The sequence below is a fragment of the Ferrovibrio sp. genome (genome assembly GCF_035304305.1).
GTDB lineage: Bacteria > Pseudomonadota > Alphaproteobacteria > Ferrovibrionales > Ferrovibrionaceae > Ferrovibrio.
The window spans coordinates 19,257-34,774 of record NZ_DATGQG010000064.1; the positions used below are offsets into that span (position 1 = coordinate 19,257).

The 15,518-nt window shown below is 64.8% G+C and carries 18 protein-coding genes; 5 read left to right on the forward strand and 13 right to left on the reverse strand.

Annotated elements, in window-relative coordinates:
* The first annotated feature begins 59 nt into the window (after positions 1 to 59).
* Together VKZ87_RS08080 and VKZ87_RS08085 are read left to right on the forward strand one after the other, a co-directional pair.
* Complete coding sequence (locus VKZ87_RS08080) at positions 60 to 704, forward strand: AzlC family ABC transporter permease (protein WP_324220740.1); 645 nt, start codon at positions 60 to 62, stop codon at positions 702 to 704.
* Positions 697 to 1,014, forward strand: coding sequence for an AzlD family protein (locus VKZ87_RS08085; protein ID WP_324220741.1), 318 nt, complete (start codon positions 697 to 699; stop codon positions 1,012 to 1,014). Before VKZ87_RS08080 ends, VKZ87_RS08085 begins: the two co-directional genes overlap by 8 nt.
* On the opposite strand, the gene VKZ87_RS08090 is transcribed toward VKZ87_RS08085, so the two are convergent.
* From VKZ87_RS08090 to VKZ87_RS08120, 7 genes are all read right to left on the reverse strand, one after another.
* Positions 1,011 to 1,493 carry a hypothetical protein gene (locus tag VKZ87_RS08090; protein WP_324220742.1) on the reverse strand — a complete coding sequence of 161 codons (483 nt, stop codon included), beginning with the start codon at positions 1,491 to 1,493 and terminating at the stop codon, positions 1,011 to 1,013. The genes VKZ87_RS08085 and VKZ87_RS08090 overlap by 4 nt on opposite strands.
* A gap of 50 nt (positions 1,494 to 1,543) precedes the next feature.
* Positions 1,544 to 2,284, reverse strand: coding sequence for an amino acid ABC transporter ATP-binding protein (locus VKZ87_RS08095; RefSeq protein WP_324220743.1), 741 nt, complete (start codon positions 2,282 to 2,284; stop codon positions 1,544 to 1,546).
* A gap of 15 nt (positions 2,285 to 2,299) precedes the next feature.
* Positions 2,300 to 3,388, reverse strand: coding sequence for an amino acid ABC transporter permease (locus VKZ87_RS08100; RefSeq protein WP_324220744.1), 1,089 nt, complete (start codon positions 3,386 to 3,388; stop codon positions 2,300 to 2,302).
* Position 3,389: 1 nt separating this feature from the next.
* Entirely contained in the window at positions 3,390 to 4,574 is a 1,185-nt protein-coding gene (locus VKZ87_RS08105; RefSeq protein ID WP_324220745.1) for an amino acid ABC transporter permease, read from the reverse strand.
* 98 nt (positions 4,575 to 4,672) lie between these two features.
* The gene (locus tag VKZ87_RS08110) at positions 4,673 to 5,692 is read right to left on the reverse strand and encodes an amino acid ABC transporter substrate-binding protein (RefSeq protein WP_324220746.1); all 1,020 of its coding nucleotides are present in this window, start codon (positions 5,690 to 5,692) and stop codon (positions 4,673 to 4,675) included.
* A 73-nt stretch (positions 5,693 to 5,765) separates the two neighbouring features.
* Positions 5,766 to 6,242 carry a YqaA family protein gene (locus VKZ87_RS08115; protein ID WP_324220747.1) on the reverse strand — a complete coding sequence of 159 codons (477 nt, stop codon included), beginning with the start codon at positions 6,240 to 6,242 and terminating at the stop codon, positions 5,766 to 5,768.
* A complete protein-coding gene (locus VKZ87_RS08120; RefSeq protein ID WP_324220748.1) occupies positions 6,239 to 7,636 on the reverse strand; it encodes a M20 family metallopeptidase in 1,398 nt (465 codons plus the stop codon). Before VKZ87_RS08120 ends, VKZ87_RS08115 begins: the two co-directional genes overlap by 4 nt.
* 90 nt (positions 7,637 to 7,726) lie before the next feature.
* On the opposite strand from VKZ87_RS08120, the gene metC reads away from it, so the two are divergent.
* Genes metC through VKZ87_RS08135 form a run of 3 tightly spaced genes read left to right on the forward strand, consistent with a single transcriptional unit; the run spans position 7,727 to position 10,532 of the window.
* Positions 7,727 to 8,908 (forward strand): cystathionine beta-lyase, encoded by a 1,182-nt coding sequence (gene metC, locus VKZ87_RS08125; protein WP_324220749.1) that lies wholly within the window; start codon positions 7,727 to 7,729, stop codon positions 8,906 to 8,908.
* Entirely contained in the window at positions 8,905 to 9,762 is an 858-nt protein-coding gene (locus VKZ87_RS08130; RefSeq protein WP_324220750.1) for a GNAT family N-acetyltransferase, read from the forward strand. The genes metC and VKZ87_RS08130 overlap by 4 nt, the downstream gene beginning before the upstream one ends.
* Before the next feature lie 14 nt (positions 9,763 to 9,776).
* Positions 9,777 to 10,532, forward strand: a complete 756-nt coding sequence (locus VKZ87_RS08135) for an enoyl-CoA hydratase (RefSeq protein ID WP_324220751.1) — start codon at positions 9,777 to 9,779, stop codon at positions 10,530 to 10,532.
* 9 nt (positions 10,533 to 10,541) lie between these two features.
* Here VKZ87_RS08135 and VKZ87_RS08140 read toward each other — a convergent pair whose 3' ends face one another.
* The 6 genes from VKZ87_RS08140 to VKZ87_RS08165 are packed head-to-tail and all read right to left on the reverse strand — an operon-like array spanning position 10,542 to position 15,515.
* A complete protein-coding gene (locus tag VKZ87_RS08140) occupies positions 10,542 to 11,027 on the reverse strand; it encodes a Fur family transcriptional regulator (RefSeq protein WP_324220752.1) in 486 nt (161 codons plus the stop codon).
* Between the two features lie 43 nt (positions 11,028 to 11,070).
* Positions 11,071 to 11,916 carry an alpha/beta hydrolase gene (locus VKZ87_RS08145; protein WP_324220753.1) on the reverse strand — a complete coding sequence of 282 codons (846 nt, stop codon included), beginning with the start codon at positions 11,914 to 11,916 and terminating at the stop codon, positions 11,071 to 11,073.
* Positions 11,913 to 12,995, reverse strand: coding sequence for a branched-chain amino acid ABC transporter permease (locus VKZ87_RS08150; protein WP_324220754.1), 1,083 nt, complete (start codon positions 12,993 to 12,995; stop codon positions 11,913 to 11,915). The genes VKZ87_RS08145 and VKZ87_RS08150 overlap by 4 nt, the downstream gene beginning before the upstream one ends.
* Before the next feature lie 11 nt (positions 12,996 to 13,006).
* On the reverse strand, positions 13,007 to 14,026 hold the full coding sequence (locus VKZ87_RS08155; RefSeq protein WP_324220755.1) for a branched-chain amino acid ABC transporter permease: 1,020 nt from the start codon (positions 14,024 to 14,026) through the stop codon (positions 13,007 to 13,009).
* Positions 14,023 to 14,748, reverse strand: coding sequence for an ABC transporter ATP-binding protein (locus VKZ87_RS08160; RefSeq protein ID WP_324220756.1), 726 nt, complete (start codon positions 14,746 to 14,748; stop codon positions 14,023 to 14,025). The genes VKZ87_RS08155 and VKZ87_RS08160 overlap by 4 nt, the downstream gene beginning before the upstream one ends.
* A complete protein-coding gene (locus VKZ87_RS08165; protein ID WP_324220757.1) occupies positions 14,745 to 15,515 on the reverse strand; it encodes an ABC transporter ATP-binding protein in 771 nt (256 codons plus the stop codon). Before VKZ87_RS08165 ends, VKZ87_RS08160 begins: the two co-directional genes overlap by 4 nt.
* Between the last annotated feature and the right edge of the window lie 3 nt (positions 15,516 to 15,518).

Genomic DNA, 15,518 nt, shown 5'->3' on the forward strand with positions numbered 1-15,518 from the left:
TTACCATGCAGGCGGAGTCTCCATCAGCCAGTTTCACGCGGGCCGGCGTGTGGCAGGGCATGAAACTGACCCTGCCGTACAGCGTCAGCGCGCTGCCGTTCGGCCTGGCCTTCGGAGCCGCGGCCGGTGCCCTGATGTCGCCGGCCGAAGCCGGCCTGATGAGTGCACTGGTCTTTGCCGGCGCGGCCCAGTTCGCGGTCCTGTCGATGTGGACCGCGCCGCTGCCACTGGCGGCTCTGGTCATCACCGCCTTCCTGGTGAACGCCCGCCACATCGTCATGGGCGCGACGCTGCATCCCTATTTTGCCCCCCTGCCACGGCGCTGGGTGCTGGCGATCGCCGGCGGCATGACCGATGCGGGCTGGGCCATCACCCTGCAGACGATGATGCGCGGCAGCCGGGACCTGGGTGTCCTGCTCGGCACCATCATCATGCAATGGCCGGTCTGGGTCGGCGGGACCGTGATCGGCGCGGTGATCGGCAGCAGCGGCCTGGAGCCGAAGCGCTGGGGCCTCGACGTGCTGATCGCCGGCGTCTTCATGACTTCGGTAGTCGGCCTCTATCGCGGCCGGTCGGATATCCTGCCTGGTATCGCCGCCGCGGCAGGTACGGCCGCCGCCCTGCTCTGGCTGCCTGGCAACTGGTACATTCTGATCGGCGGACTCGCCGGCGGCCTGGCCGGACTGGTGCAGCGGGATGAGTGAGCTTCTGGCCCTGGACATGACGGCGCTCGCCGCCGTGATCGGCATGGCGGTGGCGACCTATGTCACGCGTGCAGGCGGCTTCTGGCTGATGGGCCATATCACGCTCACGCCGCGGATCGAACGCTTCCTGCGCAACATGGCCAACGGCGTGCTGATCGCCATCATCACGGCAGCCGCCATGCGGGGCGACGTGGCGATGTGGATCGGCCTTGCCGCCGTGCTGGCCGTGATGCTGCTCTTCCGCCGGTCGATGACCGCCATCCTGATCGGCATGGCGATCGCCGCCGCCCTGCGACAGCTGCTGGTCTAGCGTGTGATGCCCGCCGGCAGGCCGGGCGGCGAAGACCAGTCCACCACCTCCCACGATCCGTTCTGCCGCTTCACGCGATAGCTGGTCGGTGGCGCCGGCGTCAGACGGCATTCCGGCGCGGCGATCTGCAATCCGCAATTGCGGCCGGCTATCGCGATCACTGCCTCGTCGTCACCCAGCCGTTCGACGCCGGCAACCCGGTAACTCCACCAGTAGCCCGGCCGTGTTTCGCCCGGAAACAGCCGAATTCCCGATTGCGGCGGATGCCAGACCCGCCAGCAGAGCGCATCATCGCGGCGCGCAAAGCAGGCGAGCAGGGTTTCCACTGCACAGAGCGGCGTTTCCGGCCTGCCGATGCAGCGGCTGTCGCTGCGCTCGGGCGTGCCGATGAGGCGGAACTGGTCAGGGGGATCGACGGCCGGCAGCTGCGCCATCGCATTGCCGGCAGCCAAGAGAACAAGCAAGGCGGTCAAACGCATGGCGCCCTCCCGTGCTGTACGGGAGGATCATAGCACCGGTCCAGCCGATCTCAGTGCAGAATCTGGCTGAGGAAGAGCCTGGTGCGCTCATTCTGCGGATTGGAGAAAAACTCCTCCGGCTTGTTCTGCTCGACGATCTCGCCGCGGTCCATGAAGATCACGCGATGCGCCACGGCCTTGGCGAAACCCATTTCATGGGTGACGCAGAGCATGGTCATGCCGCCCTCTTCCGCCAGTTGGATCATCACATCCAGCACTTCCTTGACCATTTCCGGGTCAAGCGCCGAGGTGGGCTCGTCGAACAGCATGATCTTCGGGTTCATGCAGAGCGAGCGTGCGATGGCGACGCGCTGCTGCTGACCGCCGGAAAGCTGGCCGGGATACTTCTTCGCCTGCTCCGGGATGCGCACGCGCTCGAGATACTTCATCGCGGTCGCCTCGGCCTCGGCCTTGGGCTTGCGCAGCACCCAGATCGGTCCCAGCGTCAGGTTCTCCAGCACGGTCAGATGCGGGAACAGGTTGAAATGCTGGAACACCATGCCGACTTCGCGGCGGATGGCCTCGATATTTTTCAGGTCGTTGGTCAGTTCGGTGCCGTCAACGACGATGCGGCCCTGCTGATGTTCCTCCAGCCGGTTGATGCAGCGGATCATGGTTGATTTGCCGGAGCCGGACGGCCCGCAGACCACGATCCGTTCGCCGCGCGCGACATTGAGGTTGATGTTCCGCAGCACGTGGAACTCGCCGTACCACTTGTTGACCTGCTGCATCTCGATGATGGGGGCAGTCATAACAGATGGATCTCCTCAGCGCTTGTGGCCGGTCGCCAGCCGGTCTTCCAGGGCGCGGCTGTACTTCGACATCGAGTAACAGAAGATGAAATAGATGGCCGACACGAAGACATAGGCCTCGATCGAGAAGCCCCGCCAGAGCGGGTCGGTCAGCGCCACCTTGGTGGATTGCATCAGATCGTAGATGCCGATGATCACCACCAGAGACGTGTCCTTGAACACGGCAATGAACAGACTGACCATCGGCGGGATCACCACTTTCAGCGCCTGCGGGAGAATGATGAAACCCATCTTCTGCCAGTAGCTCAGTCCGAGAGAATCCGCCCCTTCATACTGGCCCTTGGGAATGGCCTGCAGGCCGCCGCGCACCACCTCCGCGATATAGGCGGCGGCGAACATGATGATCGCGATCTGGGCGCGGAGCAGCTTGTCAATGGTAAAGCCTTCCGGCAGGAAGAGCGGCAGCATGACGGAAGCCATGAACAGCATGCTGATCAGCGGCACGCCGCGGATCAGCTCGATATACATGATGCAGAGCGTCTTGATCGCCGGCATCCGGGAACGCCGGCCGAGCGCGAGGAGCAGCCCGAAGGGAAACGCGAAGGCGATGCCCACCGTGGCGAGGATCAGCGTCAGCGGCAGGCCGCCCCAGTTGGTGTTCTCAACGTACTGGAGTCCCAGTACGCCGCCCCACATGAGCACGCCGACCGCGATGATCCCCACGACCCAGATCGGCAGCAGGGTTTTATTCCAGAAACGCGGCATGCAGGTCAGCACGATCAGCGCCACCAGGATGACTGCCGCAAGCGCGGGCCGCCATTGCTCGTTGAAGGGATAGAGGCCGAACAGCATCAGGCGATGCTTCTCGGCAATGAAGGCCCAGCAGGCGCCCGATGCGGCCCGGCACTCCTGCGAGGTCGCTGCTGTGAAATTGGCGCCGATCAATGCCCATTCGATGAACGGCGGCACGGTCATCAGGATCAGCCATACGGCCAGTATCGTCAGCACCGTGTTCAGCGGCGAGGAGAACAATCGTTCCCGAACCCAGGCGATCGGCCCGGTTGTGGAACGCGGCGGCGGCAGGGATTCGGTCACGCTTGCCATCTCAGCGCTCCACCAGGGCGATGTGCTTGTTGTACCAGTTCATGAAGATCGAAATCGAAATGCTGATCGTCAGATAGACCGCCATGATGATCAGAATGCCCTCGATCGCCTGTCCGGTCTGGTTCAGCGTCGTGTTCGCGATCGACACGATATCCGGGTAGCCGATTGCGACCGCCAGCGAGGAATTCTTGGTCAGATTCAGATACTGGCTGGTCATCGGCGGAATGATGATGCGCAGGGCCTGCGGCAGTACTACCAGCCGCAGGATCTGGTTGCGTCGCAGTCCCAGCGCGGCGGCGGCCTCGGTCTGGCCATGGCTGACCGCCTGGATGCCGGAACGCACCACCTCGGCGATGAAGCCGGCCGTATAGATCACCAGACCGGCAAGCAGCGCGGCGAATTCCGGCGTCAGGGTGGCGCCGCCGACATGGTTGAAACCCTGCAGCTTCGGCACATTGAGCTCGAGCGGTGCGCCGCCGATCAGCCAGCCCAGGATGGGCAGGCCGAGGATCAGCGCGATCCCGGCGCGATAGACCGGAAACGACTGGCCGGTCGCATCCTGCCGCTTTTTCGCCCAGCGCGAGACCAGAACGGCGAGAACGATGCCGAGCAGGAAGCCGATGCCGGCCAGATCGAAGGCGAAATGGTCGGTCGGCGTCGGAATCTTCACGCCGCGATTCGAGATGAACACGCCGGGTATCGGATTCAGCGCCTGACGCGGTCCCGGCAGCGTTTCAGTGATGATCGCATACCAGAAGAAAAGCTGCAGCAGCAGCGGCACGTTGCGGACGACTTCGACGTATACCGTCGCCAGCTTGTTCACCAGCCAGTTCTTCGACAGCCGGGCGATACCGATGATGGTGCCGATGATCGTGGCCAGAACGATGCCGACGACGGCAACACGCAACGTGTTCAGCACGCCGACGAGAACGGCGCGGCCGTAGGTATTCTCCGGTCCGAACGAGATCGGGCTTTCGCCGATGGCAAATCCGGATTCGCGCTCAAGGAAGCCGAAGCCCGAGGCAATGTTGCGGACGCTGAGGTTATGCAGCGTGTTGGAGACCAGGAACCAGCCGATCAGCCCGACCAGTGCCAGAGCGACCACCTGATAGACTACGGACCGGACATCCGGATCGTTCCAGTTCAGGCGCCGTGCTGGCGCGCGACCGGCTCTGTTATTCGCCATGTGCCCCCCATGGCAAAGACGACATCATCACAATTCCTCTGGCGGGAGACGGTCCGGCGGCGCCCTGTTTCGCCGCCAGACCGATGCTTCCGGGCCGATTAGCGGACCGGCCAGGCGTACATGAGGCCGCCGTTGGTCCACAGCGCGTTGACGCCGCGATCCAGCTTCAGCGGGCTCTCCTTGCCGACATTACGCTCGAAGCTTTCGCCGTAATTGCCGACCTGCTTGATGATGTTGTAGGCCCACTTCTCGTCGACGCCGAGATGCTTGCCCATGCCCGGGGTAACGCCGAGCAGACGCTTGATGTTCGGGTTGTCGCTCTTGAGCATTTCGTCGACGTTCTTCGACGTGACGCCCAGCTCCTCGGCCTCGATCATCGCATTCAGTGCCCAGCGGACGACCACCAGCCACTGGTCGTCGCCCTGACGCACCATCGGGCCGAGCGGCTCCTTGGAGATGACTTCCGGCAGGATCACATGCTCATCGGGATTGCCGAGCTGGGTCGCGCGGGTAGCCGCGAGGCCCGAAACGTCGGTGGTGTAGACGTCGCAGCGGCCGGCGGCGTAGGCGCCGACGACTTCGTCCAGTTTCTCAATGACGACCGGACGGAACTCCATCTTGTTGGCGCGGAAGTAATCGGCCAGGTTCAGCTCGGTGGTGGTGCCGGGCTGCACACAGACGGTCGCGCCGTTCAGCTCCTTGGCGCTTTTCACGCCCAGCGACTTCTTCACCATGAAGCCCTGGCCGTCATAGTAGTTGACGCCGGCGCCGATCAGGCCCAGCGAGGCGTCGCGGGTCAGGGTCTGCGTGGTGTTGCGCACCAGAACGTCCACCTCGCCCGACTGCAGCGCGGTGAAACGCTGCTGCGCGGTGGTCGGCGTGTACTTCAGCTTGCTGGCGTCGCCGAACATGGTGATCGCGATCGCCTTGCACAGGTCCACGTCGATGCCCTTCCAGACGCCCTGGCTGTCCGGCGCCGAGAAACCGGCAACGCTGCCGTTGACGCCGCACTGGACAAAGCCCTTGGCCTTAACGGCATCGAACGTTGCGCCGGCATAAGCGCCCGGCGCAGCCAATACGAGAACCGCCGCGGCTGCGGCCGTCATGAGAAATTTCATGGTGTTACCCTCTCCCTGTTGAAACTCGGCCCCTGTGACCTGAACTCTGTTATGCACAGAACCATCCGTAGAATTACCATGACGTTGCAAACACGGGCAAGACAAGGTCAGTTATCCACAGGACGAAAGCATACCGCGCCGCCTTGCCCAGAGTCACCACTATCAAGAAACGGGCCAGAGGATAGCGCAACGCACCTGCAGCAAATGTCAGCGGGTCTCCGATGACGGGGACCCACGAAAAAAGCAGCGCCACCCCGCCCCAGCGCTCGAAGCGCGTCCGCGCATTTTGCAGTTGCACAGCGTTGAATGGAAACCAGCGGCGATCCCGGAAGTGCAGCAGCCAGGCGCCGAGGCTCCAGTTGATCAGTGCACCGCCTACATTTCCCGCCGTGGCGACCAGAAAAAGTGCAACGGCAGGCGCGATTTCTGCAGCCTGGGCGGAAACCAGCGCAACCTCGGACGAGAGCGGCAGGATGGTGGCGGCCAGCAGCGACCAGAGGAACAGGCCCCACAGCCCCAGTGACAGCGCGGCAGCGGGGTCGAGGCTCACGCAGCGATCGCGTCGTCGGCCTCGCCCAGATCCCAGAACAGGCCCGCCATCATTGCCAGACCCTCACGCATCACCGGCAGCAGGATGTGCTCGTCCGGGGCATGCTGCGAGCAGGCTGCATAGGAATGCGGCACCCAGACCGTCGGCAGACCGAGCGTATCGGCAAACACGTCGTTCGGCAGCGAGCCGCCGAGATTCGGCAGCAGCGCCGGGCGACGCCCCATGGTCCGCTCGACCGAGGCCATCGCGAATTTCACATAGGCATGCTCGGGATCGAGCCTGGTTGCCTTGAAGAAACCGGCACGCGCCGGCGCAACCTGCACCATACCGAGGCCGTGGCGGTCGAGATGGCGTCGCAGGGCTGGCAGGAAATTGGTGTGATCCGGCCCCACCACGAAGCGGATCTGGCAATGGGCGCTGGCACGGCCCGGAATCGCGTTCACAGGCGCTTCCGGGTTGCCGGTCTTGAACGCCAGCACATCGAAGCTGCACCAGCCATAGACACGCTCCGCCGGAGTCAGCCCCGGCTCGCCCCACCAGGTATCGACGGTCGGACCGTCGCTGCCGCCGCCGACCTCGCAATCGGCCAGCGCGCTGCGCACGGCGGCCGGCAGTTCCTGCGGCACCCATTCGGGAATCCGGATCTGGCCGGTCGGTCCGGCGATGCTGGCGATCGCATGGGCAAGAATGATGCCGGGATCGGCCAGCAGACCGCCCCAGTTGCCCGAATGATGCGCGCCGGGCCGCAGATCGACGGTCATGTCGAAATTGAATGCGCCGCGCGCGCCGCAATACAGCGTCGGCCGCTCCGGTGACAGGCGCGGCCCGTCGGAGGCGAGAAAGAGATTGGCGCCCCATTCCTCGCGCCGGCTTCTGCAGAACTCGTCAAGCCCGGGCGAGCCGACTTCCTCGCCGGTTTCGATCAGCAGCACGACATTGAAGCCCAGCCTGCCGCCGCGCGCCTTCAGGACGGCCTCAAGGGCGGCGATGTTGACCGTATGCTGGCCCTTGTTGTCGGCGGTGCCGCGGCCGTACAGCTTCTCGCCTTCCTGGGTCAGCACCCATGGATTGAGCCCGCTCCGCCATTGCGCATCCTGCCCGCGGATCACATCGCCATGGCCATAGGAGAAGACCGTCTTGGTCGCGCCGGGCTCCCGCCGGATCGCGACCAGGAACGGGCCGCCATTGCTGGCCGGATTGGGATGAATGCTGCACTGGAAACCGAGTTTCTCCAGCGTTCCCCGCATTTCCTGTTCGAGATACTCCGCCAGCGCACCGGCGCGATCGGGATTCTGGCTCTCGGTCGGGATGGCTACCCGGCGCGCCAGGTCCGCCGCAAAGCCGCCCCCGTCGAGATAATCGGTGGCAGCACGGATGGCGGCGTCGCGGCTCATGGCTTGTCTCCTCCCCTATGGAACTCCGGGTCACAGGGTGGAAACCCCAGCCCGGCTTTGCAATAGTCTGGGCAGCATGGAGCGTGGAAAATGAAAGACGAAACCAAACTCGCCACCCTGGGCCGCGATCCCGACGGACATCACGGCGCGGTGAACATCCCTGTCTATCGCGCCTCCACCATCCTGCAGCCCGACCTCAAGACGCTGGCGGAAACCTACGCCGCGCGGGCGCGGGATGAACAGGTCACGTCCTACGGTCGCATCGGCACGCCGCTGACCTATGCCTTCGAGAATACCGTGGCGGAGATCGAAGGCGGCTATCGCGCCATCAGCTTCCCGTCGGGCGCCGCCGCCTGCTCCGGCGCGATTCTCAGCGTCGTGAAGGCCGGCGACCATATCCTCGTCACCGACAGCGCCTATGGCCCGACCCGGCATTTCTGCGACACGGTGCTGAAGCGGCTGGGTGTCGAGACGCAGTACTTCGACCCGCTGATCGGTGCCGGCCTCAGGGATATGCTGCGGCCCAATACCTCCCTCGTCTTCCTGGAATCGCCCGGCTCGCTGACCTTCGAGATCCAGGACGTGCCGGCCATCGTCGATGCCGCGCATCGCCACGGCGCCAAGGTTGCGATCGACAACACCTGGGGCACGCCGCTCTACTTCAAGAGTTTCAGCCATGGGGTCGATCTTTCGATCCATGCCGCCACGAAGTACATCGTCGGGCATTCCGATGCGATGCTGGGCGTGGTGATCGCCACGAAGGAAAGCTGGCCGATGCTGCGCGATTCCACGCGCGCGATCGGTACGAATGCCGGGCCGGACGAGATCTATCTGGGCCTGCGCGGCATCCGCACCCTGGCCGTGCGTCTGCCACGCCATATGGAAAGCGGCATCCGCGTCGCCGAATGGCTGAGAGGGCGGCCTGAGGTGGTGCGCGTGCTGCATCCAGCCCTGCCCGACGATCCGGGCCATGCGATCTGGAAGCGCGACTTCCTCGGCGCCTGCGGCCTGTTCTCCTTCGAGCTGGATCGCAAATACGGCGACGAGGCGGTGGCCGCCTTTGTCGACCATCTCGAACTCTTCGGCATCGGCTATTCCTGGGGCGGCTTCGAGAGCCTGATCACCGTGGCCAAGCCGCATGCGCTGCGGACGGCGAATCCGTGGAAAGATCGCGGCGCGCTGCTGCGCCTCCATATCGGCCTCGAGGCGACGGAAGACCTGATTGCCGACCTCAGGGCCGGTTTCGAGCGGCTGAACAAGGCGCAGGGATGATGGCCGCTCTCCGGCTCCTCTCGCCCGATGACCGGGAAAGCCTTGAAGCTTTCCTGCGCGGCCACGCGGCCGATGCCATGATCCTGCGGTCCAATCTTGCCCGGAGCGGCATCGTGGACGGCCCCGAACCTTTTCAGGGCCGCTATGCTGGCGCGTTCGATGACGGCCGCATCATCGCTGCGGCCGCGCATTACTGGAACGGCATGCTGATCCTCTGCGCTCCCGGTCGCGCGGGCGAACTGGCCGGGATCGTCACCGAAGGCCGGCGGGTTTCCGGCATCCTCGGCCCGTGGGATCAGGCCCTCGAGGCGCAGGAGGCGCTTGGGCTGGGCGGCAGCGAATGCCGTCTCCGCTCACGGGAAATCCTCATGTCCCTGTCGCTGGATGCCCTGCGCATGCCGGCCCCGCTTCTGCCCGGCCAGGCCCTGCAATGCCGTCTCGCGCAGGACGAGGACCTCGACCTGCTGGCCCAATGGCGCGCCGCTTTCCGCATGGAGAGCCTGTGCGACACGCCATCCCGGGCCCTGGTCCAGCATTGCCGGGCGGAGGTTGCACGCTGGATCGAGGAGAAAAGCCAGTTCCTGCTTTTCGACGGCGAGCGCCCCGTATCCTGTTGCAGCTTCAATGCCCGCCTCCCGGACGCCGTGCAGATCGGCAATGTCTGGACGCCGCGGGAGTTCCGCAGCCGCGGCTACGGCCGGGCGGTCGTCGCATGGGCGCTGGAGCATGCGAAACGCGAAGGTGCCTCTCTCGGAATCCTGTTCACGCCGCAGGACAATGAAGCGGCACTCACCGCCTATACGGCGCTGGGATTCTCCGCCGTGGGCGACTATGCCATGCTTCTCTACCGGTAAATCAGGAGTGATTTGTGTCGGAAATCCTTACCAGCCAGGCTGACGGCATTCTCACCATCGGCTTCAACCGTCCCGACAAGAAGAATGCGCTGACCAGCGCCATGTATGCCGCACTCGCCGATGCGCTGGAAGCCGCCGAGTCCGACGAAGCGGTGCGCGTCATTTTCTTCACCGGCAGCGGCGGCGCCTTCACCGCCGGCAACGACCTGCAGGACTTTCTCAACAATCCGCCGCAGGGCGATGACACCCCGGTGTTCCGGTTCCTGCGCGCCATCAGCACGGCATCCAAGCCGCTGATCGCGGCCGTGTCCGGCGTGGCTGTCGGCGTCGGAACAACAATGCTGCTGCATTGTGACCTGGTCTATGCCGCCGATGACGCGAAGCTGTCGCTGCCCTTTGTCAATCTCGCGCTGGTGCCGGAGGCCGCCTCTTCGCTGCTGCTGCCGGCCATGGTGGGCTATCACCGTGCGGCCGAGCTGCTTCTGCTGGGCGAGCCGTTCACCGCGGCAACCGCGAAGGAATACGGCATCGTGAATGCCGTCGTCAGCGGCGAGCAGCTGCTGGAAACGGCCATGGCCGCCGCGCGCAAGATTGCCGCCAAACCGCCGACCGCCGTACGGCTGACCAAGCAGCTGCTGCGCCAGTCGCGCGGCGACATCGCCGGCCAGATGGCGGCGGAAGGTGCGCATTTCCGAGCTCAGCTCAAATCCGCCGAGGCGCGCGAGGCGATGACCGCTTTCTTCGAGAAGCGCCCGCCGAAATTCAGCTGAGGCTGCGGCTCACGCCGCGCAGGCGCTGCACAGGCCGACGGCTTCGATCGTCTGGCGTTCGACCCTGAAGCCGAGCGCCCTGGCATCCTCGTGAATGCGCTGGCCAAGGCCGGGATCGTTGATCTCCTGCGCCGTCCCGCAGGAGCGGCAGATGAAAATCTCCTGCTGCCGCGGGTGGCCCGGCTCGGTGCAGCCGATGAAGGCGTTCAGGCTTTCCACCCGGTGGACCAGCCCCTGCTCGATGAGGAAATCCAGCGCCCGGTAGACGGTCGGCGGCGCGATCTTCTGTCCACCCTTGCCGAGCTGCGCCAGCAGGTCATAGGCGCCGACCGGCTTGTGACTCTGCCAGATCAGCTCCAGCACCTGGCGGCGGATCGGCGTCAGTTTCGCGCCGGTATCGGCGCAATGCGCCTCCGCCTTGCCCAGCGCATCGCTGATGCAGGCATCATGGTCGTGACCGGGAACGTGAGAATGGGCGTGAGCGGCGGACGTCATGATGGCCCCAGTATAGGGGGGCCGGCAGCGCCAACCAACCGCCTTACTGTCGCAGGAAATCGCGAATCAGGGCCACCTGCGCGTCCGTGTCCAGGGCCGGCGCATGGCCAATTCCGGGAATATCGACCCGTCTGGCCTTCGGCCCGCGGCGGGTCATTTCTTCGGCCGTATCGAGGGCCAGCAGGTCGGACACGGCACCGCGGATCAGCAAAGTCTTCGCCATGATCTGGTCATAGACCGGCCAGGCATCACCGGATGCACCAGCCGACTGCCGGCCGAGGACGGCAGCGATCCGCGGATCGTAATGCACAGTCAGCTTTCCGTCCGGCAGTCGCCGCGCCGAGGTTTCCGCCAGCCGGCGCCAGCCCGCATCGGACGCGATACCGAACGGCGCGTAGATGGTGCGGAAGTACTGCTCCAGCTCCGGCAGCGTGGCGAAGGCCGGCGGGTTGCCGGCATATGTCAGAATGCGCTCGACGGCGCCCGGAGCGATGGCCGGGCCGACATCGTTCAGCACCAGATGGCTGATCCGGTCTTTGAGTGCCGTCGCAGCCGCCACCATGCCGATCAGCCCTCCCATCGAGGTGCCGACCCAGCGCAGGCTGCGCAGCCGCAGCTGCTCGATCAGCTCGGCGGCCTGCCGGGCATAGAAAGGCACGGTGTATTCGGCGTCCGGCGACGGGCTCCATTCGCTCAAGCCCCGGCCGATCGTGTCGGGCGCGATCAGGCGGTAGCTGCCGGAAAGCGCCGCGCCAAGATAGGCGAAGTCATGGGCATTGCGGGCGAAACCGTGCCAGAGGATGACCGCCGGTGCGTCCTCCCTGCCCCATTCCAGGACATGCACGCTGCGTTCGCACAGGGTGAAATAACGCGAAACCGGTTCTGTCATGTGCGTAGCTGCCGCAGCTTGCCGACGATGCCCACGGGAAAGAAATAGACGCTCAGAACGAAAAGGATGCCGAGCCAGAGCAGCCAGCGATCGGCATGGAACAGTGCGGGCAGCAGTGGAATTCCGGCTGCCGCCATGGCATCCGACAGCTGGCCCATCAGCACCTGAAGGTAATTCTGCGCCAGGATGAAAATGGTCGCACCAAGCACGGCGCCATACAGCGTGCCCATGCCGCCGATCACCACCATCAGCAGGATATCGATCATGATGGCGAAGCTCAGCGTGGTGTCCGGCCCGGTATAGCGCAGCCAGATCGCCATCAGCACGCCGGCCAGGGTCGCCATGCCGGCCGAGAGGCAGTTGGCGATGGAGCGATAGACCACGACCCGATAGCCCAGCGCCTCGGCGCGGAAATCGTTCTCGCGGATCGCCTGCAGCACCCGGCCGAACGGCGAGTTCACGACCCGCAGCGCCAGCAGGAACAGGATCAGGGCCGAGAAGAAGATCAGGTAATAGGTCAGGATCCGCCCGTTGATGTTGACGCCGAGAACGGGCTCCTCGAACAGCCGGAAAGCCGGGCGCAGCATCTCGGGAATGCGGTAGGAGCGGCCGTCCTCACCGCCCGTGATCTCGTTAAGCTGCGAGGCCAGAATGGCGAAGGCAGAGGCGACCGCCAGCGTGATCATGGCAAAGAAGATTGCCCGCACACGGAGGCTGAACAGACCGATCACCAGGGCCAGCAGCATGGCCAGCACCAGAGCAGCAAGCACGCCGAGCCCCATGGCGCCCCAGGTCGGGCTGAAATTGTACATGGCGATGGCCACACCATAGCCGCCGATGCCATAGAACATCGTATGGGCAAACGAAACGATGCCGGTATAGCCGAGCAGCAGATCGTAGCTGGCCACCAGAATGATGAAGACGCAGATCTTGGCAGCCACGTTCAGCGGCTGGCTGCCCGGGAACAGGAACGGCGCGAAAGCGAGGCTGACCAGGATGACGACCAGCGCCGCCGCAAGCGGGCGCGAGCGAGGATAGTCGCCGGACAGCAGGCTGTGGATCGGGTTTCTCGGCAGCATGTCCCGCCTCCTCAACGCTTCGCCACAGGGTAAAGCCCCTGCGGCCGCCAGAGCAGGATCAGCACCATCAGCAGAATGCTCGAGCCGAGCGCCAGCTTCGGCGCCAGAAAACCGGTGTAATTGGCCACCAGCGCCACCAGGATGCTGCCGACGAAGCAGCCGCCGATCGATCCCAGGCCGCCGATGATGATGACGATGAAGATCAGGATGTTGACCTCCATCCCCATGCCCGCCGTCAGGGTCTGGCGGTAGAAGGCCCAGAGCACGCCGCCCAGACCGGCAAGCGCCGAGCCGACGATGAAGACGCCGACGAACAGCCGCCGGATGCGATAGCCAAGCGATTCGACCATCTCGGCATTCTCCACCCCGGCGCGGATGAGCAGACCGATCTTGGTGCGGTTCAGCATCAGATGCATGACCGCAAAGACTGCGATACCGACCAGAGCGGCGATGACGCGATAGCGCTCGACGGCGGCGTCACCGAACAGAAAGGCGCCGCGCAGACCTTCCGGCAGGCGGATCGGGATCGGGCTGGCGCCCCAGATTACATGGATCATCTGTTCGGCCACGATCATGCCGCCCATGGTGATCAAAATCTGCTTGAGATGCTGGCCGTAGACCGGTCGGATGACGATCCGCTCGAAGGCCCAGCCAAGGATGCCCGTAATCAGCATGGCAACCCCGGCACAGGCCAGCAGGACGAGAATGTTCAGCCAGACATTGTCCGATTCCACCCAGCCGGCGAGCGGCCCGAGGGCCACGAGGCTGAGATAGGCGCCAAAGGAAATGAATACGCCATGGCCGAAATTCAGAACGTCCATCAGGCCGAAGACCAGCGTGAGGCCCGACGCCATCAGGAAGATCATCATGCCCATGGCGAGCGCCGCCACGGTCAGCGTCACCCAGGTCGGGAAACTGCCGACCAGCGGCAGCGCGGCGACCGCGAGGATCGGCACCAGCATGGCCGGCAGCCAGTCGGTCTTCACCTTCGGCAGGGTGAGGTTTTCGGTAGCGGCTGCGGCGACGGTCATTGATGCGCATCCATGCTGAGGCCGAGCAGTTTCTGCTGCAGGGCCTTGTCCTCGGCCAGTTCCGCCATGGCACCACGATGCACGACGCGGCCGTCATCCATGACGGCGACATTGTCGCCCAGCAGCTTGGCGGCCATGAAATTCTGCTCGACCAGCAGGATGGTCACGCCGGTCGATTTCAGTTCGCGGAAGGCCGCGATCATGTTCATGATGATGGCCGGCGCCAGACCCTTGGTCGGCTCATCGATCAGCAGCAGCTGGCGCGGCTCGACAATGGCGCGCGAGATCGCCAGCATTTGCTTCTGACCACCTGAAAGCGAGCCCGCCTCCAGGGTCCAGAATTTCTCCATCGCGGGGAACAGGCCGAAAATCCACTTCAGCCGCTGGGAGTCGATCTCGCCCTCGCGGGCCGCCAGGATCATGTTTTCCCGCACCGTGAGGTCGGAGAAGATGCCCATATTCTCCGGCACATAAGCAATGCCCAGTTGCGCAATGTCCGGCGTCGGCCTGCCCGCAATGTTCTGGCCGTCGAAGATCACGCGCCCCTGGCTGGCCTTCCACAGCCCCATGATGGTCCGCAGCGTGGTGGTCTTCCCCGCCCCGTTGCGGCCGAGCAGCATGGTGAGCTGCCCCCGCGGCACGGTGAAATCGACGCCGTGCAGGATGTGATACTGGCCGATATGGGTGTGAACGCCTTCCAGGCGCAGCAGCGCGTCGCTCATGCCGCCGCCTCCGGCGCGATGCCGAGATAGGCTTCCTGCACCACCGGCGAGGAGATCACCTCGGCCGGTTCTCCATCCGCGACCAGACTGCCGTTATGGAGCACGATGATGCGGTCGGCGAGGCTGCGCACCACGTCCATCTTGTGCTCGACCAGCAGCACGGTCTTGTCGCCGCGCGCCTTGATGTCGTGGATCAGCTGCAGGACGGTCGGAACCTCGTCCACCGACATGCCGGCAGTGGGTTCGTCGAACATGAAGACATCCGGCTCCAGCGCCAGCAGCAAAGCCACTTCCAGCTTGCGCTGGTCGCCATGCGGCAAAGCCCCGGCCGTGGCATTGCGCTTGTCGAGCAGGCGCACAGAGTCCAGCAGGCTGTCGGCCTTCTCGATCAGGTCGCGGCGGTGGCTCCAGAGCTGCAACAGCTGCAGCCCAGCCCCCGCGCGGCTCTGCACGGCCAGACGGACATTCTCCATGACGGTGAGGTTGGGAAACAGGTTGGTGAGCTGGAACGCCCGGCCCATGCCGCGCTTGGTGCGGGCCGAAGCCGTCAGTCCGGTGACATCCTCGCCGCGCAGAATGACCTGCCCGGCCGTCGCCTTGAGCTGACCCGAGATCAGGTTGAAATAGGTGGTCTTGCCGGCGCCGTTCGGACCGACGATGGCGGTCAGCGTACCGGGCCGGAAGGCACAGCTGACGGCGTTGACCGCAACATGGCCGCCGAAGCGGATCGTCAGGTCACGCGTTTCCAGGCTGGGTGTCGAGCTCATCAC